This window comes from Pseudooceanicola sp. NS-SX8 (assembly GCF_057380755.1).
This window is the reverse complement of record NZ_CM170819.1, coordinates 3737394-3762190: the sequence shown is the minus strand read 5'-3', so window position 1 is coordinate 3762190 and position 24797 is coordinate 3737394. Positions and strand designations below refer to the sequence as shown.

General features: G+C 68.3%; 19 protein-coding genes. 12 read left to right on the top strand and 7 right to left on the bottom strand.

The window, feature by feature from the left end; all coding sequences use genetic code 11:
* The first annotated feature begins 83 nt into the window (after positions 1 to 83).
* Positions 84 to 776: a thiamine diphosphokinase gene (locus AC2IR1_RS17195; RefSeq protein WP_486473192.1), complete on the top strand. Its 693-nt coding sequence runs from the start codon at positions 84 to 86 to the stop codon at positions 774 to 776.
* Between the two features lie 121 nt (positions 777 to 897).
* Here AC2IR1_RS17195 and AC2IR1_RS17190 read toward each other — a convergent pair whose 3' ends face one another.
* Positions 898 to 2268 (bottom strand): L-serine ammonia-lyase, encoded by a 1371-nt coding sequence (locus AC2IR1_RS17190; RefSeq protein ID WP_486473191.1) that lies wholly within the window; start codon positions 2266 to 2268, stop codon positions 898 to 900.
* 253 nt (positions 2269 to 2521) lie between these two features.
* Positions 2522 to 4801 carry a beta strand repeat-containing protein gene (locus tag AC2IR1_RS17185; RefSeq protein ID WP_486473190.1) on the bottom strand — a complete coding sequence of 760 codons (2280 nt, stop codon included), beginning with the start codon at positions 4799 to 4801 and terminating at the stop codon, positions 2522 to 2524.
* Positions 4802 to 5189: 388 nt separating this feature from the next.
* Here AC2IR1_RS17185 and rpiA point away from each other — a divergent pair, with 388 nt between their 5' ends.
* The 6 genes from rpiA to AC2IR1_RS17155 all read left to right on the top strand — a co-directional run bounded on the left by rpiA (position 5190) and on the right by AC2IR1_RS17155 (position 12457).
* On the top strand, positions 5190 to 5978 hold the full coding sequence (gene rpiA / locus AC2IR1_RS17180) for a ribose-5-phosphate isomerase RpiA (RefSeq protein ID WP_486473189.1): 789 nt from the start codon (positions 5190 to 5192) through the stop codon (positions 5976 to 5978).
* A gap of 99 nt (positions 5979 to 6077) precedes the next feature.
* Entirely contained in the window at positions 6078 to 7466 is a 1389-nt protein-coding gene (gene gor, locus AC2IR1_RS17175; protein ID WP_486473188.1) for a glutathione-disulfide reductase, read from the top strand.
* 87 nt (positions 7467 to 7553) lie between these two features.
* Positions 7554 to 8732: an FtsH protease activity modulator HflK gene (gene hflK / locus AC2IR1_RS17170; RefSeq protein WP_486473187.1), complete on the top strand. Its 1179-nt coding sequence runs from the start codon at positions 7554 to 7556 to the stop codon at positions 8730 to 8732.
* Positions 8733 to 8744: 12 nt separating this feature from the next.
* Positions 8745 to 9761: a protease modulator HflC gene (gene hflC / locus AC2IR1_RS17165; protein ID WP_486473186.1), complete on the top strand. Its 1017-nt coding sequence runs from the start codon at positions 8745 to 8747 to the stop codon at positions 9759 to 9761.
* A 441-nt stretch (positions 9762 to 10202) separates the two neighbouring features.
* Positions 10203 to 11711: a DegQ family serine endoprotease gene (locus tag AC2IR1_RS17160; RefSeq protein WP_486473185.1), complete on the top strand. Its 1509-nt coding sequence runs from the start codon at positions 10203 to 10205 to the stop codon at positions 11709 to 11711.
* 290 nt (positions 11712 to 12001) lie between these two features.
* On the top strand, positions 12002 to 12457 hold the full coding sequence (locus AC2IR1_RS17155) for a GFA family protein (protein ID WP_486473184.1): 456 nt from the start codon (positions 12002 to 12004) through the stop codon (positions 12455 to 12457).
* An 87-nt stretch (positions 12458 to 12544) separates the two neighbouring features.
* Here AC2IR1_RS17155 and AC2IR1_RS17150 read toward each other — a convergent pair whose 3' ends face one another.
* Complete coding sequence (locus tag AC2IR1_RS17150) at positions 12545 to 13204, bottom strand: peptidoglycan-binding domain-containing protein (RefSeq protein WP_486473183.1); 660 nt, start codon at positions 13202 to 13204, stop codon at positions 12545 to 12547.
* Between the two features lie 371 nt (positions 13205 to 13575).
* Here AC2IR1_RS17150 and AC2IR1_RS17145 point away from each other — a divergent pair, with 371 nt between their 5' ends.
* A complete protein-coding gene (locus tag AC2IR1_RS17145; protein ID WP_486473182.1) occupies positions 13576 to 13899 on the top strand; it encodes a 2Fe-2S iron-sulfur cluster-binding protein in 324 nt (107 codons plus the stop codon).
* Between the two features lie 80 nt (positions 13900 to 13979).
* Complete coding sequence (locus AC2IR1_RS17140; protein ID WP_486473181.1) at positions 13980 to 14729, top strand: FG-GAP repeat domain-containing protein; 750 nt, start codon at positions 13980 to 13982, stop codon at positions 14727 to 14729.
* A 3-nt stretch (positions 14730 to 14732) separates the two neighbouring features.
* Here the strand turns inward: AC2IR1_RS17140 and AC2IR1_RS17135 are convergent, their stop codons facing one another.
* Together AC2IR1_RS17135 and purD are read right to left on the bottom strand one after the other, a co-directional pair.
* Positions 14733 to 15497 (bottom strand): hypothetical protein, encoded by a 765-nt coding sequence (locus tag AC2IR1_RS17135; RefSeq protein WP_486473180.1) that lies wholly within the window; start codon positions 15495 to 15497, stop codon positions 14733 to 14735.
* A gap of 543 nt (positions 15498 to 16040) precedes the next feature.
* Entirely contained in the window at positions 16041 to 17306 is a 1266-nt protein-coding gene (gene purD, locus AC2IR1_RS17130; RefSeq protein ID WP_486473179.1) for a phosphoribosylamine--glycine ligase, read from the bottom strand.
* 429 nt (positions 17307 to 17735) lie between these two features.
* Between purD and AC2IR1_RS17125 the strand changes: the two genes are divergently transcribed.
* Together AC2IR1_RS17125 and xseA are read left to right on the top strand one after the other, a co-directional pair.
* Positions 17736 to 19367, top strand: coding sequence for an OpgD/OpgG family glucan biosynthesis protein (locus AC2IR1_RS17125; protein WP_486473178.1), 1632 nt, complete (start codon positions 17736 to 17738; stop codon positions 19365 to 19367).
* 81 nt (positions 19368 to 19448) lie between these two features.
* Entirely contained in the window at positions 19449 to 21077 is a 1629-nt protein-coding gene (gene xseA / locus AC2IR1_RS17120; RefSeq protein WP_486473177.1) for an exodeoxyribonuclease VII large subunit, read from the top strand.
* Positions 21078 to 21084: 7 nt separating this feature from the next.
* Here the strand turns inward: xseA and AC2IR1_RS17115 are convergent, their stop codons facing one another.
* Positions 21085 to 21582 (bottom strand): hypothetical protein, encoded by a 498-nt coding sequence (locus AC2IR1_RS17115; protein WP_486473176.1) that lies wholly within the window; start codon positions 21580 to 21582, stop codon positions 21085 to 21087.
* An 86-nt stretch (positions 21583 to 21668) separates the two neighbouring features.
* Entirely contained in the window at positions 21669 to 22739 is a 1071-nt protein-coding gene (locus tag AC2IR1_RS17110) for an alkane 1-monooxygenase (protein WP_486473175.1), read from the bottom strand.
* Between the two features lie 312 nt (positions 22740 to 23051).
* Between AC2IR1_RS17110 and ftsY the strand changes: the two genes are divergently transcribed.
* Positions 23052 to 24290, top strand: coding sequence for a signal recognition particle-docking protein FtsY (gene ftsY, locus AC2IR1_RS17105; RefSeq protein WP_486473174.1), 1239 nt, complete (start codon positions 23052 to 23054; stop codon positions 24288 to 24290).
* Positions 24291 to 24797: the final 507 nt, after the last annotated feature.

Below are 24797 nucleotides of genomic sequence, written 5' to 3'. Positions count from 1 at the left end.
GCCATAAGAAGATCGAATCTAAGGTGCAGAAGGTTTCATTTTGTGACGATATTGTGGTTTCCATCGAATTCGAGCGAAATTTCATGGCTTTGAACCCGGTACTGGAGAGTGATCGGCCCGTTGCTCTGCTTGGAGGCGGAGAGATCGGGGAATCGGTCGCGGCCCGGATCATGGCGCTGTCGGGGCCTGTCGCGGCGGCGGATGGCGGGGCGGAATTCCTGTTGTCCCGGGGGCGGATGCCCGCGGCGGTGATCGGCGACATGGACAGCCTGGCCCCTGCCAGCATCGCGGCGCTGGACCCGGGCGTTCTGCACCGGGTGGCCGAACAGGAAAGCACCGATTTCGAGAAATGCCTGACCCGCATCGCAACGCCGCTGCTGCTGGGCACCGGGTTTCTGGGCGCGCGGATCGACCACATGCTGGCGGCACTGACGGTGCTGGCCCGCTTCCCCGACCGTCGCTGCCTGCTGGCGGGGGAGGAGGACGTGCTTTTCCTCTGCCCGCCCGAACTGCGGCTGACCCGCCCCCTGGGGGAGCGGCTCTCTCTCTACCCGCTGGCGCCGGTCACGGGCCGGTCCGAGGGGCTGGAATGGCCGATCGAGGGGCTGGCCTTTGCACCTGACGGGCGGATCGGCACGTCGAACCGGGTGTCTGGGCCGGTGACGCTCAGCTTCGACGCGCCCGGCATGGCGGTGATCCTGCCGGTCGAAGCGTTGGAAGCCGTGACGCAGGCCCTGCTGGACTGCCCGGCGCACTGGCCAGAAAAACGACCCTGAAACCGGCCCGCGCTGGGCTGACGGGGCTGGGCTGACAGGGGCTGGGCTGACAGAGGATCGTCCGTTCCGGACGATGCCTCCGGGGGGAGCCGCAGGCGGGGGGCAGCGCCCCCTCCCGCCCTCAGCAGTTGGGCACGTTGACCGCCAGCCCGCCCAACGAGGTTTCCTTGTAGTGCTCATGCATGTCGCGGCCTGTCTGGCGCATGGTCTCGATGCAGGCATCCAGCGGCACGAAGTGGCGCCCGTCGCCCCGCAGGGCGAGGCTGGCGGCCGAGACGGCCTTGATCGCGCCCAGCCCGTTCCGTTCGATGCAGGGCACCTGCACCAGGCCCGCGACCGGATCGCAGGTCATGCCGAGGTGATGTTCCAGGGCGATCTCCGCGGCGTTCTCGATCTGCTCCGGCGTTCCCCCCATGACGGCGGCCAGCCCCGCGGCGGCCATGGCGGCGGCCGATCCGACCTCTGCCTGGCAGCCCGCCTCGGCGCCGGAGATCGAGGCGTTGTATTTCACCAGCCCGCCGATGGCGGCGGCGGTCAGCATGAATTCGGTGATCTTCGAGGGCGTGGCGGTGGGCACATGGGTCAGCCAGTACTTCATCACCGCGGGCATCACCCCTGCCGCGCCGTTTGTGGGAGCCGTCACCACCTGGCCCCCGGCGGCGTTTTCCTCGTTCACGGCCATGGCGTAGCAGCTGATCCAGTCGTTCACCACGTGGGGCGGGGCAAGGTTGCGGCCCGCTTCCTCGATCAGCGCATCATGGATCGCCTTGGCGCGGCGGCGCACCGCAAGCCCGCCGGGCAGCAGCCCTTCGGAGGTCAGCCCCCGGTCGATGCAGTCGGACATGACCTTCCAGACCTGGCCCACGCCCTCGCTGATGTCGGGGCGGCCGCGGGCGGCCTCGTTGGCGGCCTTCATCTGGGCGATGGTCAGGCCGGAGTTGCGCGCCATCTCCAGCATCTCGGCGGCGGAGTGGAAGGGGTAGGGGATCGGCGCGCCCGGCGCCTTGTCCTCGCCCGAGGCGAGCTCCCCCTCGGTCAGGACGAAGCCGCCGCCGACGGAATAGTAGACCTCCGACGCGATGACGTCGCCCTGGGCGTCCAGCGCCATCAGGCGCATCCCGTTGGGGTGGCCGGGCAGGGGTTCATCGTAGTCGAAGATCAGGTCCCTGGACGGCGCGAAGGCCAGCGGCGGCAGGTCCGGGGGGGTGACCATGCCCGTCGCTTCGATCTGCGCCAGCGCGGTTTCGGCGGCCTGGGCATCGTAGCTGTCCGGCAGGAACCCGGCGAGGCCGAGGATCGTCGCCCGGTCGGTCGCATGGCCCTTGCCGGTGAAGGCGAGGGAGCCGTGCAGCGAGGCGCGCAGGCCCTTCGGTTCGAAGGGGCCGGTCCGCAGCAGGTCGAGGAACCGGCCCGCGGCCACCATCGGCCCCATGGTGTGCGAAGACGACGGGCCGACGCCGATCTTGAAGATCTCGAAGACGGAAAGGAACATGTTTCACCCCTGTTTGAGCCGGAGACTAACGCCTGTCGCCGTGGCAACAATGCCGAAAGCGACCGGCGCCGGGCCTTAGGCGGCGTGACGTATCATGGCGCGCGTCATGGGCATGCAGGACGCGTGCCGAACAACGCACCGGAGCGAAGGCGCAGGGGGCGAACGGGTTGGGGGCGGCGCCTTTCGACGCCGCCCCCGTGATCATGGCCTGCAGGCACGCCCCGTTGCGGGGCGCGCGGTTTCGGGCGCTGCCTCAGAAGGTCATGCCGAAGCTGACGCCACCGGCGGACAGGCCGTCTTCGTCGAAGCGCGTCTCGACCCGGGCGGACCAGCCCTGGGCGCCCGCGAACTCCGTCCCCAGGTTCAGGGTGGTCAGCGTGTCGCCCACGGCGCCGTCGACGCTGATCGTGCTGCCGTCGTAGCTCATGTCGGTGGCATCGCCGCCGACGTGGACCAGGCTGGCGCCGATGAAGGGCCGGGCGGAGATGCCCTTGCCCAGCTTGAAGCCGTAGGAGGCCTGCACGTCCAGGTAGCTGGCGGTCATGGTGCGGCCGCCGAAGCTGGCGCCGTCCAGGCTGGACAGGCTGTAGCCATCGCTGTCGTGGGCTTCGACCCCGGCGCGGGCGGCAAGGCCCAGGCCGCTGGACAGCGTCGTCTCGATCCCGGCGGCAAGGCCCAGGACGGTATCATCGGTGGACCCGTAGCTGAGCCCGCTGTCCACTGCGGAGAAGGTGGTCTCACCCTGGCCGGCATAGACCGCACCGGTCAGCTTGGCGGCGCCCAGGGCGGTGCCCATGCGCAGACCGGCGAGGAAACTGTCGCGGTGCGCGGCGTTCAGGCCGTCGTCGCCCTCGGACATGCCCCGGTTGGCGGAGACGAAGAGGCCGAAGCGATCGAAATCGCGCCCGATGGTCAGGGTGCCCTGGCTGGACGAGGCCGCGGCATCGATGCCGACCTCACCCCACCAGCCGCTGCCGAAGCCGGAGGCCACCTGGCGGCCCAGAAGCAGCCCGCCCCAGGCCTGAACCTCGTCCATGCCGCCGAGGAAGCCCGCGTCGGCCACGACCAGGGTGCCGTCGGAATAGATCGCGGCCTCTGCCGCCGACAGGTCGACGTCTTCCAGGTCGGACCCGAAGGTCAGCGTGCCCGCGCTGGCGCCTGCGCCCACGACCACGGTGTCGTCGCCATCGCCGAAGATGATGTCGCCCTGGATATCCAGCGAGTAGAGCACCAGCGTGTCGTCACCGTCGCCAAATTCGATCGCCGTGCCGCCGGTGCCGATGAGGGTGCCGTAGTTGGTGATCGTGGTATCGCCAGTGCTGTAGACTGTGTAAGCGGTATCGCCGCTGATCGTGCCGTAGTTGGTGATCTCCATATCGTAGTCGGAGCTGGCAAGGACCGCCGCGCCGGTACCGGTGTTGGTGACCGTGCCGGTGTTGGTGAGCGTCCCGCCATAGGTGAACGCGATCACGGCCGAGGTGGAGGCGGATTCGATCGTGCCGGTATTGGTGACGCTGGCATCGGTCCCCGTAAGATAGATCGTGGGGAAGCTGGAGGTGGAGGTGCTGCTGATCGTGCCGTTGTTCACGATGCTGGTGCCACTGCCGCCGGCTCGGATGGTGCTGGTGACGCCGCCCTCGATCAGGCCGTCATTGACCAGGGTCAGGCCGCTTTGGCCAGTGATGACGGAGGCCCCGGAGCCGGAGATGACGCCGGTCGCGCCATTGTAGATGTCAACTGTAGTGCCGCTGAGGGTGTACTGGGAGTTGCCGGAGATGGTCCCGTAGTTGGTCAGGGTCAGGGAGCCGCCCATGGAGATTACAGCAGAGCCGGAGTCCGCCGAGATCTCGCCGCCCTCTTCGTTGACCACGGTAACGTCACCGCTGGCATAGACGGCTGCGACGCTCGCTGAATTGGAGTGGATCGTGCCGCTGTTGGTGACATCCAGCGTGCCCCAGCTGTAGATCACGGAGCCATAGCCGGTGATCGTGCCGGTGTTGGTGACCGTGCCGCTGTCCATGGCAATGCCGACCGTATAGCTGGAGTAGGTGATCGTGCCCGCGTTCACGACCGTGGCGTTTTCCCCCATGTCGAGGAGCCCGCCGATGGCGCTGCCAGCGCCGGAGAGCGTGCCGGTCTCGGTCTGCACGAAGGTGCTGTCGTCCCCCAGCGAGAGGCCAAGGGCATAGGTCGTCGTCTCGCTGCTCATCGTGCCGGAGTTGGTGACGTAGGCATCGTCGCCCGCCTCGATGATATAGGTGCTATTGGCCGTGTTCGACATCGCGCCGGAGTTGTCCAGCGTCAGCCCGTCACCGGCGGTGAAGGCATTGCCGGTCGTCTCTGCGATGGTCCCGGAAACGGTCACGTCCAGGTTGTCGATTCCGGAAAAATCGACGCCGGATCCGCTGCCGTCGCAGGTTACCGTGTCTCCGTCCGAAGGGGTGGTGGTGTCGCATGCCTGGGCGTTTGCAACCGTGCCGAAGGCAAGTGTCGAAAGGGCGATAACAGAGGCGCCCGTCAGTAGATGTTTCATGTCGTCCCGATTTTTGTCCCGTGATTCAACACTTTGCTGAACCACGCGAACACGTACACAAGTGTATGGGGCCAAAATGTGACGCGTTTTCGATGCGAATTTGATGGGCCGGGGCGGGACCTTTCGCCGCATAGTTTATACGGCCATATAAAATAGGGGCTGCGCGTCTCCTGGCGCGTCAATCTGGGGTTGCGAAAAAAAATTTGAAAAATCTTGGAATTCGGCTTCCGCAGCCGTGGCCGGGTCATTCCGGGACATTCCGGGGCCGATGCGGGAGCCCATGCGCCGGGGCAGGCGGGGGGTGCGGGGCGGGGATTCGCCGCGCATTTCCCCACTCGCATCCGGGCCGCCTCTTTCCTATAAGCATTCCAGACAAAGGAGACCCGGAATGAGCTCAGAGCTGTCCCCGATCGACAAGGCCAAGTTCGTCGCTGCAAAGCGCGCGGTCGATTTCGTCGAGGACGGCATGCGTGTGGGTCTCGGCACCGGGTCGACCGCAGCCTGGATGGTGCGGTGCCTGGGCGAAAGGGTGCGCGACGAGGGGCTGCGGATCACCGGCGTGCCGACCTCTGCCCGCACTGCGGCCCTGGCGCGGGACATGGGCATCAAGGTCGTCCCCCTGGACGAGGCGCGCTGGCTGGACCTGACCATCGACGGCGCGGATGAGATCGACGGCGACCTGAACCTGATCAAGGGCGGCGGCGGGGCGCATCTGCAGGAGAAGATCGTCGCCACCGCCTCCGACCGCATGATCGTCATCGCCGATGCCGCCAAGGAGGTGGAGACGCTGGGCGCCTTCCCCCTGCCGATCGAGGTGATCCGCTTCGGCTGGCGCACGACCCAGGCCCTGGTGGAAGAGATGCTGGTGTCCATGGATGTGCTGGGCCGCGACGTGACCCTGCGGATGAGCGGCGACCGGCCCTTCCTCAGCGACGAGGGCAATCACATCCTGGACCTGCACCTCAACCGCATCGGCAATCCCCGCGAACTGGCCATGGTCCTGAACCAGATGCCGGGCGTGGTTGAAAACGGGCTATTCATCGATATTTGCGATACCGTGGTCATCGGCCACGGCACCGGCCGGGTGGAAACCCGGGACATCAACGACGGCACTGTCGAAGACAGCCAGATCGACTTCGTGGAAGAGGACAACCTGTTCAGGGACCTCTCCGACTGACACCCCTGCCGCCGCGAGCCGCTCCCCCGGCTCGCCATCCGGCCCGGGCTTCCTCCGCCTGACCGGACCTGCGCGCGGCGAAACCAAAGGACCCGGCCCATGGCTTCCGATACACCCTCTGCATTCGACTATGATCTCTTCGTCATCGGCGCCGGTTCCGGCGGCGTGCGTGCCGCCCGCGTTGCGGCGGGCGAGGCCGGCGCAAAGGTCGCCATCGCCGAGGAAAGCCGTTACGGCGGCACCTGCGTGATCCGTGGCTGCGTGCCCAAGAAGCTGATGGTCTTCGCCTCCGGCTATGGTCGCATGGCCGCAGAGGCCGCCGCCTACGGCTGGGACATTTCCGAGAAGGGCTTCGACTGGAACGTGTTCAAGCCCAAGCTGGAAGCGGAGCTGGACCGGCTGGAAGGCATCTACCAGCGCCTGCTGGACGGCTCCGGCGTCGAGAAGTTCAGCCAGCGTGCCAGCGTGGTGGATGCCCACACCGTGGAGCTGGCCGACGGCACCCGCAAGACCGCCAAGACGATCCTGATCGCCGTCGGCGGCCGCCCCGTGAAGCCGGAAATCCCCGGTGCGGAACTGGGCATCACCTCCAACGACATCTTCCACGTGGCCGAACTGCCCAAGCGCATCCTGATCGTCGGCGGCGGCTACATCGGCTGCGAATTCGCCGGCATCATGAACGGCCTCGGCTCCCACGTGACGCAGTACTACCGTGGCATGCAGATCCTGCGCGGCTTCGATGAAGAGGCCCGCGCGCTGATCGCGGACGAGATGAAGAAGGCGGGCATCGACCTGCAGACCGGCATCGACGTCGAGAAGCTGGAGAAGGAGGCGGACGGCATCCGCGTCTTCGACACCAACGGCGGCTCCGCCGTCTTCGACCAGGTGCTCTTCGCCACCGGCCGCGCGCCGAATACCGACGGGCTGGGCCTGGAAGGCGCGGGCGTGGCGCTGGGCAGGAAGGGCGAAGTGGTCGTGGACGATTTCTCCCAGACCGCCGTGCCCTCGATCTGGGCCATCGGCGACGTGACCGACCGGGTGCAGCTGACCCCGGTGGCGATCCGCGAGGGCATGGCCTTCGTCTCCACCGTGTTCAAGGGCGTGCCGATGAAGCCCGATCACGAGCTGATCCCGACCGCCATCTTCACCCAGCCCGAAATGGGCACCGTCGGCCTGTCCGAGGAAGAGGCGCGCGAGACCTGCAAGGAACCGCTGGAAATCTACACCACCTCCTTCAAGCCGATGCAGCAGAGCTTTGCCGGCACCGAGGCGCAGAAGATCCTGATGAAACTCGTGGTGGGCAAGACCTCCCGCAAGGTGCTGGGCTGCCACATTGTCGGCCCCTCTGCCGGGGAAATGATCCAGCTCGCCGGGATCGCTGTTAAGATGGGCGCGACGAAAGAGGACTTCGACCGCACCGTGGCCGTTCACCCGACCGCAGCGGAAGAGATCGTGACGATGCGAAACCCGACCCGGACCCTCGGCTGAGGGCCGGAAACGGATCGCGAAAACTTGAAAACGGCCCCCCGGCTGCACAGTTAGGGGGCACACTACGTTCTGACGGAAAGGGAGACGATGGCTGGACAGAATGGCGGTCCCTGGGGGGGAGGCGGCGGCAATGGCCGACCGACACCGCCCTCGGGAGGCAACGGCGGCGGTAACCGTGGCAACAACGGTGGCGGCGGCCGAGACGACAAGCCCGGCATCCCCGATATCGACGAACTGGTCCGCAAGGGCCAGGACCAGCTGCGCGTCCTGATGGGCGGCGGCGGTGGCCGACAGCCTTCGGGCGGCGGCATGGGCGGGGCAGGGGGACCTTCGGGCCCGCTGGTCAGCCGGTCCATGGTGCTGCTGGGCATCCTGGCGCTTTTCATCGCCTGGCTCTTCGCCTCCGTCTACACGGTGCGCCCGGAAGAGAAGTCGGTGGAACTGTTCCTCGGCAAGTATTCCTCCACCGGCGACCCCGGTCTGAACTTCGCCCCCTGGCCCCTGGTCACCCACGAGGTGATCGCCGTGACCCGTGAACGCACGGTGGACGTGGGCGTGGGCGGCCGTGGTTCCGACGCGGGCCTGATGCTGACCGGGGACGAGAACATCGTCGACATCGACTTCCAGGTGGTCTGGAACATCACCGACCCGGCGAAGTTCCTGTTCAACCTGCGCGATCCGCAGATGACGATCTCGGCCGTGTCCGAATCCGCCATGCGCGAGATCATCGCCCAGTCGCAGCTGGCGCCGATCCTGAACCGCGACCGGGGCGCCATCGCCGCCCGCCTTCAGGACCTGATCCAGTCGACGCTGGACAGCTACGACAGCGGCATGTCCGTGATCCGCGTCAACTTCGACAAGGCCGATCCGCCCTCAGAGGTGATCGACGCCTTCCGCGAAGTGCAGGCCGCCGAACAGAAGCGTGAACAGCTGACCAACCAGGCCGATGCCTACGCCAACCGCGTCACCGCAGAGGCCCGCGGCCAGGCCGCGCAGCTGCGGCAGGAGGCAGAAGGCTATCGCGCGCAGGTCGTCAACGATGCCGAGGGTGACGCCAGCCGCTTCACCGCCGTGCTGGGCGAATACCAGAAATCGCCCGAGGTCACGCGCCGGCGCCTCTACATCGAAACGATGGAAGACGTGCTGGGCGGCGTGAACAAGGTGGTCATCGACGGCCAGGACGGTTCGGGCGTGCTGCCCTACCTGCCGCTGGGCCAGCTGGCGCCGGGCGCCGGCTCCGCCGCTGCAACCACTGCCACGAAGTAAGGGAGAGAGATCATGAAAAAGACCCCGATCTTCATCGGCGTGGTGGTCGTGCTGGCCTTCATCGGCTTCTCCTCCCTCGTCATCGTGGACGAGCGCGAGAAGGTGCTGGTGCTGCAGTTCGGCCGTGTGGTGGACGTGAAGGAAGACCCCGGTCTGACCTTCAAGATCCCGGTGATCCAGGAAACCGTGCGCTACGACGACCGGATCCTGTCGCGCGACATCGACCCGCTCGAAGTCACGCCGCTGGATGACCGCCGCCTGGTGGTCGATGCCTTCGCCCGCTACCGCATCGCCGACGTGCGTCAGTTCCGCCAGGCCAACGGCACCGGTGGCATCGCCGCCGCCGAAAGCCGGCTCGACTCGATCCTGCGGTCGCAGACCCGCCAGGTCCTGGGTTCCGTCACCTCGGACGAGATCCTCTCGGCCGACCGTGTGGCCCTGATGAACCGCATCCGCGACAATGCCATCAATGAGGCACGCGGCCTGGGCATCGAGATCATCGACGTGCGCCTGAAGCGGACCGACCTGCCGTCGGAAAACCTCGACGCGACCTTCGCCCGGATGCGGGCGGAACGCGAACGCGAGGCCGCCGACCAGATCGCCCGCGGTAACGAACGCGCCCAGGAGATCCGCGCAGAGGCCGACCGCCAGCGCGTGGAAACCGTCTCCGCCGCGCAGCGCGACGCAGAGGTCATCCGTGGTGAGGCCGACGCCCAGGTCACGGCGATCTACGCCCAGGCCTATGGCGCCGATCCGGAGTTCTTCGACTTCTACCGCTCGCTCGATGCCTATCGCGCGGCGCTGAAGGGCGATACCTCCACCATGGTGCTTTCGCCTGACAGCGAGTTCTTCAGCTACCTGAAGTCCAACAACCCGGCGGGCGTGTCGCTCGACGCGATCGTGCCGACGGTGGAAAGCCCGCTCGACACGATGGACGACAGCGCGGATGCGGCCGATGGCGATCCGGATCCCGTCGCGCCCGCGGCGGACGGCGGAACGGAAACCGAAACGGTGCCCGCGACCGAGTGATCGCCATCGCGGCAGCCGCGGGCCAGCCGGCCCCGGCTGTCCGGAGCTTGCGAAGGGGCTGGCCTTGGGCCGGCCCCTTTTGCTTTGCGCCTCCATTGCGCTCTGGCCCAGCCCGGCGTTCCGCCTCCGGCGCGGGCAGGCGCCCGGTTCCGGGCAGCCCTCACCGATGACGTGATTTGTCATCCGGTGCCGAATGGCGGGGAATCCATGCGGCTCGGAATGGAAAAATTTACGAAAAATAAGGGATTTGACCGGAGGCTGACCCCGCGGGGCCTGTGGGCGCAGGGAATTCCCGCGCTCTCAACAGGCCCTCACACCCTCTTGACGCGGCGCGACGGGCTTTGTCTTGCGACCGGGTGCGCCTACATTGCAATACAAGTACGGACCTGCCCGTTCCGGGGCACCCAAAGGCATCTTCAGCAAGAAGAAGGAGAATCGGGAATGACCACACAGGCATTAGCCCTGCGACCCCTGGCAGAGCGTCCCGCCGAAGGCCACCGCGCCGCAGCCCGCCAGCCGCTGCGCGGCCTCTGGCTGGGGCTGATGGCGACGATGATGCTGATGGCCCAGACGATCACCGCCAGCGCGCTGCCCGACAGCTTCGCCGACCTGGCAGAGAAGATCAGCCCGGCCGTCGTCAACATCACCACCACCACCACCGTCACCGCGGATGCAGGGCCTTCGCCCATCGTCCCCGAAGGCTCCCCGTTCGAGGATTTCTTCCGCGAATTCCAGGACCGTCAGGGCAATGGCGGTGAACAGGCCCGCCCGCGCCGTTCGCAGGCGCTGGGTTCCGGCTTCGTGATCTCCGAAGACGGCTACATCGTCACCAACAACCACGTCATCGAGAACGCCGACGAGATCCAGATCGAATTCTTCGACGGCGACGTCCTGGATGCCGAACTGGTGGGCACCGATCCGAAGACCGACATCGCGCTGCTGAAGGTCGACACCGACCAGCCGCTGCCCTTCGTCAGCTTCGGTGACAGCGACACCGCCCGCGTCGGCGACTGGGTCGTGGCCATGGGCAACCCGCTGGGGCAGGGCTTCTCCGTCTCCGCCGGGATCGTTTCGGCCCGCAACCGCGCGCTGCAGGGCACCTATGACGACTTCATCCAGACCGACGCGGCGATCAACCGCGGCAACTCCGGTGGTCCGCTGTTCAACGTCGACGGCCAGGTCATCGGCGTGAACACCGCGATCCTGTCGCCCAACGGCGGCTCCATCGGCATCGGCTTCTCCATGTCCTCCAACGTCGTGAAACGCGTGGTGGCCCAGCTGCAGCAATACGGCGAAACCCGTCGCGGCTGGCTCGGCGTGCGCATCCAGGACGTGACCCCCGACATGGCCGAAGCCATGGGCCTGGCCGACGCCAAGGGCGCCATGGTCACCGACGTGCCCGAAGGCCCTGCCATGGACGCAGGCATGAAGGCCGGTGACGTGATCACCAGCTTCGACGGCACCGAGGTCGAGGATACCCGCGGTCTTGTCCGTCAGGTCGGCAATGCCGAGGTCGGCAAGACCGTCCGCGTGACCGTGCTGCGCGACGGCAAGAGCGAAGTGCTGAAGGTCACCCTCGGCCGCCGCGAAACCTCCGAAGGCACCATCCCGGCCGCACAGGTCCAGGAAGAGGCCAAGCCCGAGGTCCTGGACCTGATGGGCATGTCCCTGTCCGAACTGACGCCGGAACTGCGCGAACAGCTGGAGCTCGGCTCCGATGCCGCGGGCCTGGTCGTCACCGACGTGGACGAGATGGCCGATGCCTTCGAAAAGGGCGTGCGTGCCGGTGACGTGATCACCGATGCGGGCCAGCAGAAGATCTCCTCCGTGGCCGAACTGAAGGATCAGATCGCCGCCGCGAAGGACGCGGGTCGCAAGTCGATCCTGCTGCTGATCCGTCGTCAGGGCGATCCGCGCTTCGTCGCGCTGCCGCTGGCCGAAGACAACTGATTTTCCGACAACGGGATCAGATGAAAGGGGCGCCTTCGGGCGCCCCTTTTGCGTTGTAGGGGCGCGGCGGCGGCAGGGCAGGGGCAGCGCAAAGCGGGCGCGGCGCAACGGGCAGGGGCGGAGCGCGGGCCAGAGAGGGGCCAGAGAAGGACCAGCGTGGGGGCAGGCTGCAGGCCGGGAAACTGTCTGCTGTGCCGTGCAAACCGGGGCCGCAGGGCGACCCGGGGCAATCCGTGCTATGCTTGCGGGGAGAAGGGTGGCGAAAAGCGGCAAAAGGCCGGGGGGGGAAGATGGCTGACAACGTGGTTGAAAAGACGCCCGGCGGCGGGCCGGGAACGATCACCGGGGGCTGCCTCTGCGGCGCCGTGGAATACGAGATTGCGAATGATTTCGCCTTCATCCTGTTTTGCCACTGCGCCCAGTGCCGGCGGATTTCCGGTTCCACCCATGCCTCCAACCTCTTTGCGGAGGTGGGCAGCCTCGTCTGGCGCCGGGGTGGGGATCTGGTGGCGCGCTTCCGTCATCCCGACCGTGCCTTCACCAAGGCCTTCTGCCGGATCTGCGGATCGGGCCTGCCCTTCGTGACCCGTGACGGCAAGCGGGTGGTGGTGCCCGCCGGATCGCTCGACGCGGCGCCGAAGTTCGGCAAGGCGGCGGAGGTTTTCCTGTCGGAAAGGGTGCCCTGGGCGCCGCCCCGGATCGACTGCGACCCCTTCGATCATTTCCCCGACTACTTCGGTGACTGAAAGGTCGCTGGCGGCCGGGGCGTATCAGGGCCGTTTCAGGCGGTCAGGTTGGGCGGCGGGCCGTGACGCAGGGGCGGGGGCATGGCGTCACTGGTCGATTTCCAGCTCCGCCAGGCCCATCTGGCGCGCGGCGGCCAGCGACAGGATCCCGCTGTCCAGCCCCTGCGGCGCCTGGTAGGCGCGGATCGCGCGGCGGGTGCGGGTGGTCATCTCCCCGTTGATGGACCCCGAATAGAGCCCCCGGGCGGTCAGGGCGCGCTGGACGGAAGAGATGAAGGCCGGCGTCAGCTCCTCCTCGCAGGGGACGCGGAACCACAGCTCGCGCCGTTCCTGCACGATCTCCTGCCGGGTCTCGGTCTTGTAGATCGCGGGCTGGACGACGGTGCCGTCGGTATGCACCTCCGCCGGCTGCATCAGCACATGGCGCGTCACCGTTTCGATCACCGCCGGGGTGACTTCCTTGCCCCAGCAATCCATCGGGTCGCTGCCCGGCGGGGGACGGTCGTAGATGCGTGTGATCTCGGCGCCGCCAAGGGCGGGGAAATCGGGCAGACGCGGGGTGCAGCCCGCCGTCAGCAGCCCGGTGGCCAGAAGGAAGGGCAGCACGAAGGGCCGCGCCCCCGCAGGGCGCCGCCATGCCGGCCCGGGCGCGCGGCGGCCGTCCTGATCCCCCGGGCGGGTCGCCCCTGTCGGGACCTTTGTCGGGCCCTCTGTCGGGCGGCCGCGTTCCGGGCCCTTTCGCGTCATTCGCCGTCGGTTCCTGCTTCTGCCTCGTCCCGGCATCCTAATCGCAATCCCCGCCCCCCGGAAGCGCCTTTCCCGTCAAGGGTCTGCCCCTGTCGGACGCGGCCCGCACCCCCGGCGGTTCCCCGCCTTGCCGCCGCGCCCGCCGCGCGCGGGATGGGCAGCGGAATGAGCATCGGGACAGCAACTGCGCGCCCCGGGGCCCGCCGATGGTGCCGGGCGGCGCCCCTCTGGCCATCGCGGCGCAAAAGGGGCTGGAACGGGGGGGCAGGCAGCGATAGGACAAGCGGCAGGTTGCGGACAGCCCCCGCGCCCCGCGCGCCGCGCCGGGGCAGGCCCCGCGAAGGATCGACAGAGCAGGAACGAGGACAGCCATGGCGAAGATCACCTACATCGAACATGACGGCACCGAACATGTCGTCGACGTGAAGCCGGGCCTGACCGTGATGGAAGGCGCCCGCGACAACGGCATCCCCGGGATCGAAGCCGACTGCGGCGGCGCCTGCGCCTGCTCCACCTGCCATGTCTACATCGCCCCCGACTGGGTCGAAAAGCTGCCGGCGAAGGAAGACATGGAAGAAGACATGCTCGACTTCGCCTATGAACCCGATCCCGCGCGCTCCCGCCTGACCTGCCAGATCAAGGTCACCGAAGCGCTGGACGGCCTGGTCGTCCAGATGCCCGAGCGGCAGATCTGATGAGTGCGGGGCGCCTCCTGTTGCGGCGCCCCTGTCGGCGCCCCTGTCGCGCCTCCTGTCGCCTGCCTGGCCCGAGGGGCGTGCTGCAGGCCCTGCTGGCGGCGACGCTGGTCGCGGCGGCCGTGCCGGCCTGCGTGGCCCGGGCGGACACGGCCCTGATTGGGGGCCCTATCGGTCGCCAGATCACGGCCGCCCACTTCGCCGATCCCACCACCCGCTATCCGCATGGCGCCCTGGGCGACCACATCGAACATGGCGCCATGGTGCTGACCTTTGCCGATGGCAGCAGCGGCCGCGTCACCCTGGATACCGCCCTGGTGTTCGAGGATGAGGCCCCCCGCCTGGCCGACCTGGACGGCGATGGCGCGCCAGAGGTGATCGTGGTCGAAAGCCACCGGAACCGCGGCGCGCGCCTGGCGATCTGGGGGGCGGAGGGACGCATCGCCGCCACCCCCTTCATCGGCCGCCGTTTCCGCTGGCTGGCCCCCCTCGGCGCCGCCGACCTGGATGGCGATGGCCGGATCGAACTGGCCTATGTCGACCGACCCCACCTGGCACGGACGCTGCGGATCTTGCGCTACGATCCCGCGGCCCGCACCCTGGCAGAGGTCGCCAGCGCCCCGGGCGTGACCAATCACCAGATCGGCTGGCCCCATATCCCCGGCGGCATCCGTGACTGTGGCGCGGGCCCGGAAATGATCCTGGCAGATGCGGCCTGGTCGCAGGTCCTGTCAATGCAGCTGCAGCCGGACGGGCGGCTGACCCGGCGCAGCCTTGGGCCCTACGGCGGCCCGGGCAGCCTCGACGCCGCCCGCGACAGCTGCGACTAGGCGCTAACTGACGTTCTCACCGGCCTTCGGGCGCCGCGTTTTCCGGTCCCCGGTCCGTCTGTCCCCCGAAGTCTCTCCCACCGAAACCTGGTCTCGCGAAGTCTGGCCCCCATAAGCCTGGCGGCGAGGCATGATCTGGTCCTCGCTCAGGCCCTCCGGCAGGGTCTCCGGCTTGGGCCCGCCCAGGGTCCACAGGATGAACGGCAGGCTGGAAATCGGGTATTCCTCCTGCCGGCGGAAGGGCCAGAAGCGGCAGCTGGTCACGGCCCCGCCAGCGACCATCGCCAGCAGCAGCGGCAGCGCCAGCACCACCTGGTTGCGGAAGCTGTGGATGGCCAGGGTCAGGATCAGGCTCAGCGCGATGCCGGTGATCAGCGTTGCCATCCCGATCATGAAGATCGCCATGCTGCCGCGGCCGTTTTCCTCCATCCGGTAGGTCAGCTCCGGCTTCAGCTCGGCCAGGCGCTGCGCCAGGGTGGACAGCAGGGCAAGATAGGCCTGCTGATCGGCATCCCCGCTATGGATGCGCGCGGTGGTCGTGATCTCGATCCGGGCCACCTGGCTGCCGGTTTCCATGTCGAAGCGCATCTGCCGGCTGGACCCGCTGCGCATCTGCACCAGCCGCACCCGCCGCACGCTGTGCAGGATCAGCGAACCGCCCGGCCCGGTCAGCCGGGCCAGGTGCAATGACCAGCGTTGCCGCCGCCGCCGCGCGGCGGGACGGAAGGTAAAGGTCTGGTCCTTGTGAGGCGCGCCCGTCGCAGTCATGCGGCGGCACGGTAAGGCATTGCCCGAGTCGCGCAAGGAAGATCCGGTGCCGTCCGGTCTTGGGAAGGGTAAAATTATTGCGCTCAATGAAAACGGGCCTCTCGCCCTGTTTCTGCCGTATTTTGGACAAGTTTCGACGCAAAATGCCTGCCCCCTTGGGGCGAATTGGGCAGTTGTGCGTCGCAACAGATGGGGTTCACCCGGGTATGGACCGGATCCGGCCCGGGGCGTGTCCCGGAAGGTGACCTGCTTCCGCGCCCGCATCAAGAGGCCCTATCAAGAGCCTTCATCAGGGCGTGTGCCGGGGTGCGGGAACTGGCGCAACCTCCGGCGGACCCGCCTGCATCGCCCGGGCCCGCGCGCCGCCGGAAGGGGAGGCCGGGGCCTGGACGAAAGGCTGGACGAAAGACAGGCCGAAGGACCGGAGGGAGCGCCGGGGCAGGGCGGGGTGATGGCCCCGCCCGGCGGTCGGCTCAAGGTCAGGTCCCGGATCAAGCCGGGCCCGAGGAGAGGCCCGACATCAGGCCCGAAACCAGGCCAGGCTCAGCCCAGAACCCGCCAGCCGATATCGCGCCGCAGGAAGCCTTCGGGCCAGTCGATGGTGTCGGCCATCGCATAGGCCCGCGCGCGGGCTTCTTCCAGGGTTGCCCCGCGGGCCGTCAGGTTCAGGACCCGCCCGCCGGAGGCCATTACCTTGCCCCCCTCGGCCGTGGTGCCCGCGTGGAAGCAATAGGCTTCGGAGCTTTCGGGCAGATCATCCAGCCCGCCGATGACGGTGCCCTTCCTGTAGCTGCCGGGATAGCCTTCGGCGGCCATGACGACGGTCATCGCATGGTCGTCGGCCCAGTTCACCCTGGCCTCCGCCAGGCGGCCCTCGGCGGCGGCCTGCAGCAGGTCCAGCGCCTGGCCACCCAGGCGCATCATCAGGACCTGGCATTCCGGATCGCCGAAGCGGCAGTTGTATTCCACCAGTCGCGCCTGGCCGTCCTTGATCATGAACCCGGCGTAGAGGACGCCCTGGTAGGGGGTGCCGCGCTTCGCCATCTCTGCAAGCGTCGGGCGGATGATCTCGGCCATGGCGCGTTCGGCGATGGCATCGGTCAGCACGGGGGCAGGGGAATAGGCGCCCATGCCGCCGGTGTTGGGGCCGGTGTCGCCTTCGCCCACGCGCTTGTGGTCCTGGGCGGTGCCGATGGGCAGGGCGTCCTCGCCGTCGCAGAGGATGAAATAGGAGGCCTCTTCGCCCTCCATGAATTCCTCGATCACCACTTCGGCGCCGGCGCTGCCGAATTCGCCGCCGAACATGTCGTCGATGGCTTCCAGCGCCTCCCCCTCGGTCATGGCGACGATCACGCCCTTGCCGGCGGCCAGCCCGTCGGCCTTGACCACGATGGGCGCGCCCTGTTCACGGATGTAGGCCTTGGCGGCCAGCGCATCGTCGAAACGGGCATAGGCAGCCGTGGGCGCGCCCGCCGCGTCGCAGATCATCTTGGTGAAACCCTTGGAGGCCTCCAGCTGCGCCGCCGCTTTCGAAGGGCCGAAGACCAGCACGCCCGCCTCGCGCAGCCGGTCGGCCACGCCCGCGGCCAGGGGCGCCTCGGGGCCGACGATGACGAAGTCGATGGCGTTTTCCTGCACGAACTCGGTCACCGCCCCGCCGTCGAGGATGTCGAGGCTGGCGCATTCCGCGATCCGCGCGATCCCGGCATTGCCCGGCGCCACGATCAGCTTGTCGCATTTCGGGTTCTGCAGCACGGCCCAGGCCAGCGCATGTTCGCGGCCGCCGCCGCCAAGGATCAGGATGTTCATGTGGAGCCCCCAGAAAAGTGGCAGCAGGACTGCTGGCAGTTGCTTTCGCCGGGGTTTACCGGCCCCCCGGCGGCGGGGCAAGCGTCCTGCGGGCCGCATGGGGCCCGGGCGTCAAGTTCCCGGTTCGGGCGGCAGTCCCGGGGGCAGGTTCCGGTAAGCCAATTCCGGCAGGCCAATTCCCGCAGGCCAAGTGACGCAAGATGATCCGACCTGCGGCCATGGCAAGCCCCGCCACACCCCGGTCCCCCGCCGGCCCCCGTTCCGGGCGATGCCTTGCCGGTTTCGCATGAACCATACGGCAGCGACACGCCGGTGCCGCGAATTGGCACTCGACCTTTGCGCCCATCCGGTATCTCTCGGCTCCGGGGAGAGGACCGGCCCGCATCCGCGGCGCCGCACGTGACGGTTACAGACGATCGGAGACCCGACATGTCGCATCGCAATCCCGCGCCCTCCCGCCGGGCCTTCCTCGGCCAGGCCCTGGCCGGCGGCGCCTTCTTCCTGCTGCCCGAACTTGCCCCCTCGCTCGCCCGTGCCGGGGATCAGCCGCTGGCCCCGCACATGGGACCCGCCGAACCCTTTTCCTTCGACGGGCTCAAGCAGATGGCCCGCAGCCTGGCCGACGAAAGCTACACGCCCATGGCGATCCCCGACGCGGCCACCCTCGACCGCATCGACTACGACGCCCACAACCAGATCCGCTTCCGCAAGGAAACCGCCCTCTGGGCCGACCGCCCCGGCCTCTCCCCGGTGCAGTTCTTCTACCCGGGGCGCTACTTCAAGGAACCGGTGCACATCTACGCGCTGGACGGCGACATGGCGCGGGAGGTCCGCTTTTCCAACGACTTCTTCGACATCCCCGAAGACAGCCCGGCGCGCGGGCTGACCGCGACCGAGGGCTTCGCCGGCTTCTCGGTGCAGGATCCGGAGCAGAAGGCGGACTGGATGGCCTTCCTCGGCGCCTCCTACTGGCGCACCTCCGGCTACTCCGGGCAATTCGGCCTCTCCGCCCGGGGGCTGGCCCTCGACACGGCGATCGCCGACGGGCCGGAGGAGTTTCCCCGCTTCACCCGCTTCTGGATCGAACCGGAGCAGGACGGCACCTTCCTGGCCTATGCCCTGCTGGAAAGCCCCCGCGCGACCGGCGCCTACCGCATCGCCTCGATCCACCGCGAAGACGGGGTGATCCAGGACATCCAGGCCAAGGTCTTCCTGCGCGGCGACGTGGATCGCATGGGCATCGCCCCGCTGACCTCGATGTACTGGTACGGCAAGCATGATCGCGGCGTTTCCCCCGACTGGCGGCCGGAGGTGCATGATTCCGACGGGTTGGAGGTCCACATGGGCACCGGCGAACGTATCTGGCGGCCGCTGAACAACCCGCCGCGCGTCATGGCAAACACCTTCCAGACGACCTCTCCCAGCGGGTTCGGCCTGATGCAGCGCGAACGCGACTTCGATCAGTACCAGGATGACGGCGTTTTCTACGATCGCCGCGCCTCCGCCTGGATCGAACCGGGCGAAGACTGGGGGCAGGGCGCGGTCTCCCTCGTCGAACTGCCCACCGATGACGAGATCCACGACAATATCGTCGCCTTCTGGACCCCGGGCGCCCCGGCGGGCGCGGGGTCGGAATACGGGTTCACCTACCGGCTGTCCTGGGTGAAGGACACGCCCGTGGCCCCGGTCGCGGCGCGTTTCCTGGCCACCCGGATCGGCGCCGGGGGCGTACCGGGCCAGCCCCGGCCCAAGGGCGTGGTCAAGGTCGTCTGCGACCTGGAAGGGCGCGGCTTCGAAGGCGTGGCTTCCCGCGATCCGGGGCTCTCGGTCAAGGTCTCCGCCTCGCGCGGGAAGACGGGTGGGGCGGCGGTCTACCAGGTGGTGGGCGAAGACAGCTGGCGCGCGCTCTTCGATCTGGATTTCTCGGCCCTGGCCGAAGACGACGACACCCCGATCGACATCCGCCTGTATGTCGATCGTGACGGCACGGCGATGACGGAAACCCTGCTGCTGCAACTCTTCCCCTCGCAACTGCGCCGCCTGCTGCAATCGCGGGCCTGATCCGGCAGGCATCATGGCCGCGCCGGGGCTTTTGTCTCCCCGGCGCGAAGGCTAGACTGGCGCCAAAGAAGGGGCCGCCGCATGGACATGTTCGAAGACGACGCACCGGGTAACGGAACGGGCAATTCGCCCGAATTCACCGTGTCCGAAATCTCGGGCGCGGTGAAACGCGTGATCGAGGGGGAATTCGCCCATGTCCGCATTCGCGGCGAAATCGGCCGCGTGTCCTTTCCCCGCTCGGGCCATGTCTACCTGGACCTGAAGGATGACCGCTCCGTCATCTCCGGCGTGATCTGGAAAGGCGTCGCCTCGCGCCTCGACACCCGTCCAGAAGAGGGGCTGGAGGTCGTGGCAACCGGCCGGCTGACCACCTTCCCCGGCCAGTCCAAGTACCAGCTGGTGATCGAGGATCTGGCGCCGGCGGGCATGGGCGCGCTGATGGCGATGCTGGAAAAGCGCAAGCAGATGCTGGCGGCAGAGGGGCTCTTTGCTGCCGAACGCAAGAAGGCGCTGCCCTTCCTGCCCGAAGTGATCGGCGTCGTCACCTCGCCCTCGGGCGCGGTGATCCGCGACATCCTGCACCGCCTGCGGGACCGCTTCCCGCGCAAGGTGCTGATCTGGCCCGTCGCGGTGCAGGGCAAGAACTGCGCGCCCGAAGTTTCCCGCGCGATTGCCGGGTTCAACGCGCTGACGCCCGGCGGTGCCATGCCGCGTCCCGACTTGCTGATCGTGGCGCGGGGCGGCGGCTCTCTCGAAGATCTCTGGGGCTTCAACGAGGAAATCGTTGCGCGCGCCGCTGCCGCCTCCGACATCCCGCTGATCTCTGCCGTGGGGCATGAAACCGACACCACGCTGATCGACTTCGTCTCGGACAGGCGCGCGCCAACGCCCACGGCGGCGGCCGAACTGGCCGTGCCGGTCCGGGGGGAGCTGCTGGCCTGGGTGACCGAACAGGGCGCGCGGCTGACCCGGGCACAGACCCAGGCGGTGGAGACCCGTTCGCGCTGGCTGCGGGATCTTTCGCGTGCGCTGCCGCGTCCCGAAACCCTGACCGAACCGGCGTCCCAGCGGCTCGATTACCTCTCCGACCGGCTGCCTGCGGCCCTGCGCGGCCTGGCGCAAAGGCGCCGGGTGGAGCTTTCGGAAAAGGGCGGCCTGCGGCCCGCCCTGCTGCGGGGCCGCCTGGCAGAGGCGAAGCGCGGGCTGGATCAGTCCGCCGCGCGCCTGGCGCCTGCGCTGGATCGCGGCGTGGCGATCCGGGCGGAACGGCTGGCGGCCCGGGGGCGGCTGGATCCGGCGCGGCTGACGCGTCAGGCCGAACGCGCCCGCGCCGATCTCGATGGTATTCTGGCGCGGCTCGACCGCGCGGGCCAGGCGCAGGTGGCGACCCTTCGCACCCAGCTTTCGGCGCTGGATCGCATGCGCCAGACCCTGGGCTACGAAGCCACCCTGCAGCGGGGCTATGCCCTTGTGCGCGATGACACGGGCCGCCTGCTGCGCACCTCGGCAGAGGCCGCCGGGGCCGAGGGGCTGGAACTGCAATTCGCCGATGGCAGGCTGGCCGTGGGGCAGGGCAGCGCCGTTTCGGCGCCCGCGACACCCCCCGCATCCGCAGCCACCCCGAAGAAGCCTGCCAAACCCAAATCATCGGCCAAATCATCGGCCAGGACCTCGCCGGATGATGCCCCCGACCAGGGATCGCTCTTCTGATCGCGGCCTAGACGCCCACTTCCGGCCCGAGGCAGATCATCTCCTCGCCGCTGCTCTGCATTTCGTAGAGCACGGTGTCCGATCCCGGGCCGCGGAAATAGGCCGTCAGCCCGCCGGCGCCCTTCACGAAGCTCCAGCATTGGGTGCCGATCTCGCCCTCGTAGTCGAAGCAGATCTGGTCACCGGTTTCGTACCAGGCGCCCTCCTGGCACCTTCCGTCCAGGAAGGACCAGCGCACCCGGCGGCCCGGCAGGTATTCTTCCATCCCGTAGGGCTGCCCGTCGGCGCCATAGACGAAGGTATGCCCCTGCGTATAGGCATCGAACTCCGCCCCGCTCATCGCCCCGGCAATGCTGCCACCGGACCCGGATTGAGGAAGCGACTGCTGCGGCGCCCCCGGGGGCGCATCGGGCGCGGGCACGGCCTCCTGCGCGTGCAGGGGGCGGCCAGCGGACAGGCTAAGGCCAAGAGACAGCGCGGCGGTGAGGGAGAGGATGCGTTTCATGCCCCCACTGTGGCAGAGCAGGGGGCACAGGCAAATGTCAAAAACGCTCACGATCGGCGGAGCGCCGCGCGCCCCGAAAGCCCGGCCTACTGCTCCCCGCCCGGCCGGGCACCGTCGCGCGCGGCCCTGGCCCGGTCCAGCTGCAGCGCGCCCACCCGCGGGTCCATCACCCGCCGCCACCAGCGCGGAAACAGCGCCACCGTCGCCATCACCGGCAAGGAACGCGGCAGGATTGGCATCGCCTCCCGGTCCAGCTGCAGCCCCGGGTAGATCCGCCCGGGATGCAGGTGGTGATCCGAATGGCGCGGCGCGTTCAGCATCATCGCCTGGGTCGCCGCATGGGGTGCGTTCCACGAATGCGCGGGCCCCACCGGTTCCAGCTTGCCATTGGCCAGCTCTTCGCGCTCCAGCCCGTAATGCTGCACGTAGTCCGACAGCAGGATCTGCACCTGCGCCAGCAGGCAGATCCCCAGGAAGATGGCCAGCCCCGCCGCCCCGCCGAACCCCCAGGCCAGCCCGAGGCAGATCGCGGCGGTGCCGACATGGCCGATGTAGGGATGCCGCCACCAGGCCCGTCCGGCCCGGCGCAGGTCATAGCTCTCGATCCGGAACCCCTCGATGAAACTGCCCCGCCAGGCGCGCCGCAGGTAGCGCCAGAAACCTTCGCCCAGCATGGCGCTGTTGGGGTCATAGGGCGAGGCGACCCAGACGTGATGCACCTTGGGATGGGCGCTGGCGTGATGACCGAACAGCATCGTCGCGTAGATCATCCGCCCCAGCCGCCGCAACCCGCGCTTGGGCCTGTGGATCAGCTCATGGGCATTGGGGTGCGACACCTGCCCGAAATAGACCCCGTAGGCCAGCGCCCCCGGCAGAACCTCGTCCCAGGTCTGCGCGCCCCCGGGACCGCCGAGAAACCGCAGCGCCACGAGCACCAGCCACAGGTGCAGCACCCCAAGCGCTACCTGAAGGCCGATGCCCCCGGAAAAATCCGCCTCCGGATCGCCGTTCTGCCAGTTCTTCGGCAGCAGGGCATCCAGAAGCGCGGTGAAGACGGTCAGATAGAACAGGGCGACCCAGCCCCAGACCCCGCCCGCCATCGCCGCCAGAAACAGCAGCGGCACAGGCACGAGGGTGGCAATCATGAATGCGGTCATCTGGTGTCTCATACGGTTTCTGTCATGCCCGGCGCGGCTAGGGCAGGGCTCGGGTTTGCCCCTTCCGGTGGGGCGTGCCCCAGTCTAGCGGGCTTTGCGGTGGCATTGCGGCACAAACCCAACGCTTTGCGGGCAACCGATCTTTGCGTGCCACCGGGCCGCCCCGGCGGGCCCTTGGCATCGGGCAGGGCATCAGGCGGGATATCTGACTGGGCATCAGGCGGGCGCAAGTGAAGGGATGAAGCGGCTCCGGCCCCTTCCATCGCGGCCGCTTTGGCATTACCTCGGTCCCAACGCAGGACCGGAGGCCCCATGGCGCTGTTTTCGAAACTGAAGGATCGTCTGTTCAAATCCTCGTCCCGGCTCGAAGCCGGGCTCGACGCGATCGTGGAAGAAGGCGCCGTCGCGCCCGATGCCGCGACCCCGGAGGAGAGCACACCGGACACCGCGCCCCAGCCCGAGCCGGCCCCCGCACCCGTGCCGGAACCCGCACTCGCGCCAGAGCCGGAGATTCCCGCCGCGACGCCTCAGGAAGACCCCGCGCCGCAGCCCGACATCGTGCCGGAACCGGAACCTGCTCCGGTACCGACGCCCGAACCGGCCCCCGATCTGCCCGCCCCGGGACCGGAGGAAGTGCCCGCCGCCGCCCCAGACCTCGCCGGGGCGGCGAAGTCGGGTGGCCTCGTCTCCCGCCTGTTCGGGCGCGGCGACACGGCGCCCCGCCGGGTGCTGGATGACGAGATGCTCGAAAGCCTCGAAGAACTGCTGATCACTTCCGACATGGGCGTCGACACCGCGCTGCGCGTCGCCGCCAACATGGCCGAGGGGCGGATGGGCCAGAAGCTCTCGACGACGGAAATCAAGCGCCTGCTGGCGGCAGAGGTCACCCGGATCATGGAACCCGTGGCGCGCCCGCTGCCGCTCTACCCCAGGAAACCGCAGGTAGTGCTGGTGGTGGGCGTCAACGGCTCTGGCAAGACCACGACCATCGGCAAGCTGGCCTCGCAATTCCGGGCCGCGGGCAAGTCGGTGGTCATCGCCGCCGGCGACACCTTCCGCGCGGCGGCGGTGGAACAGCTGGAGGTCTGGGGCAAGCGCGCCGGTGTGCCGGTGCTGAAGGCCGAAACCGGCTCCGACCCGGCCTCGCTGGCCTTCGACGCCATGACCAGGGCAGAGGCAGAGGGCGCGGACTTGCTGATGATCGACACTGCCGGGCGTCTGCAGAACCGCCAGGACCTGATGGAGGAACTGGCCAAGATTGTCCGTGTCATCCGCAAGAAGGACCCCTCGGCGCCGCACAACACCCTGCTGGTGCTGGATGCCACCACGGGCCAGAACGCGCTGTCCCAGGTCGAGACCTTCCAGAAGCTCGCCGATGTCTCGGGCCTGGTGATGACCAAGCTCGACGGCACGGCGCGCGGCGGGGTTCTGGTGGCGCTGGCGGACAAGTTCGGCCTGCCGATCCACGCCATCGGCGTCGGCGAACAGATCGACGACCTGGCCCCCTTCGACCCCGAAGATTTCGCCCGCGCCCTGACGGGTCTCGACTGACGGGCCTCGCAGCAGGGGCGCGGGGGGAAGGGGGGCTTTGCCCGCCCGACGCCAAAGGCGCCAATGACAGGGAAGGGGGCTTTGCGGCCCCCTTTTGCGGAGCGTCCGCCGCCCAAGCGTATTTTCATCAAGAAGAAGCGAAAACGGGCGCCTCGGGTCGGCCTCCGCCCGAAGCATCGCGTGGCCCGTCCGTCCCCCGCACCCCGGCCGATCCACCGGGGCGCCGTCCCTCTTCCCCCATTCGACGGCTAAAAAATACTCCCGCCGGAGGCATCCCGTAGGGCGGGTTTCAACCCGCCATCCTCTCACCATCCGCCCACACCGCACGCACCATTAACCCGGCCCGATTTCGCGATGCTGCACCGCCGCGATACCGACGCAATACCGACGTGATACCGACGCTGCGAATTCGCCCCGAAACCCCTGTTAACCAAGGCCCGCGCAGCCTGAGTCGCCGCACTGCAGTACCGACGTTCGAAACGATGCCGTAGGGCGGGGTTAACCCCG

What these genes read in the sequence shown, in the direction of transcription:
- AC2IR1_RS17195 (WP_486473192.1), top strand. Translation starts at nt 84, where the DNA reads ATGGCTTTGAACCCGGTACTGGAGAGTGATCGGCCCGTTGCTCTGCTT.
- AC2IR1_RS17190 (WP_486473191.1), bottom strand. Translation starts at nt 2,268, where the DNA reads ATGTTCCTTTCCGTCTTCGAGATCTTCAAGATCGGCGTCGGCCCGTCG.
- AC2IR1_RS17185 (WP_486473190.1), bottom strand. Translation starts at nt 4,801, where the DNA reads ATGAAACATCTACTGACGGGCGCCTCTGTTATCGCCCTTTCGACACTT.
- rpiA (WP_486473189.1), top strand. Translation starts at nt 5,190, where the DNA reads ATGAGCTCAGAGCTGTCCCCGATCGACAAGGCCAAGTTCGTCGCTGCA.
- gor (WP_486473188.1), top strand. Translation starts at nt 6,078, where the DNA reads ATGGCTTCCGATACACCCTCTGCATTCGACTATGATCTCTTCGTCATC.
- hflK (WP_486473187.1), top strand. Translation starts at nt 7,554, where the DNA reads ATGGCTGGACAGAATGGCGGTCCCTGGGGGGGAGGCGGCGGCAATGGC.
- hflC (WP_486473186.1), top strand. Translation starts at nt 8,745, where the DNA reads ATGAAAAAGACCCCGATCTTCATCGGCGTGGTGGTCGTGCTGGCCTTC.
- AC2IR1_RS17160 (WP_486473185.1), top strand. Translation starts at nt 10,203, where the DNA reads ATGACCACACAGGCATTAGCCCTGCGACCCCTGGCAGAGCGTCCCGCC.
- AC2IR1_RS17155 (WP_486473184.1), top strand. Translation starts at nt 12,002, where the DNA reads ATGGCTGACAACGTGGTTGAAAAGACGCCCGGCGGCGGGCCGGGAACG.
- AC2IR1_RS17150 (WP_486473183.1), bottom strand. Translation starts at nt 13,204, where the DNA reads ATGACGCGAAAGGGCCCGGAACGCGGCCGCCCGACAGAGGGCCCGACA.
- AC2IR1_RS17145 (WP_486473182.1), top strand. Translation starts at nt 13,576, where the DNA reads ATGGCGAAGATCACCTACATCGAACATGACGGCACCGAACATGTCGTC.
- AC2IR1_RS17135 (WP_486473180.1), bottom strand. Translation starts at nt 15,497, where the DNA reads ATGACTGCGACGGGCGCGCCTCACAAGGACCAGACCTTTACCTTCCGT.
- purD (WP_486473179.1), bottom strand. Translation starts at nt 17,306, where the DNA reads ATGAACATCCTGATCCTTGGCGGCGGCGGCCGCGAACATGCGCTGGCC.
- AC2IR1_RS17125 (WP_486473178.1), top strand. Translation starts at nt 17,736, where the DNA reads ATGTCGCATCGCAATCCCGCGCCCTCCCGCCGGGCCTTCCTCGGCCAG.
- xseA (WP_486473177.1), top strand. Translation starts at nt 19,449, where the DNA reads ATGGACATGTTCGAAGACGACGCACCGGGTAACGGAACGGGCAATTCG.
- AC2IR1_RS17115 (WP_486473176.1), bottom strand. Translation starts at nt 21,582, where the DNA reads ATGAAACGCATCCTCTCCCTCACCGCCGCGCTGTCTCTTGGCCTTAGC.
- AC2IR1_RS17110 (WP_486473175.1), bottom strand. Translation starts at nt 22,739, where the DNA reads ATGACCGCATTCATGATTGCCACCCTCGTGCCTGTGCCGCTGCTGTTT.
- ftsY (WP_486473174.1), top strand. Translation starts at nt 23,052, where the DNA reads ATGGCGCTGTTTTCGAAACTGAAGGATCGTCTGTTCAAATCCTCGTCC.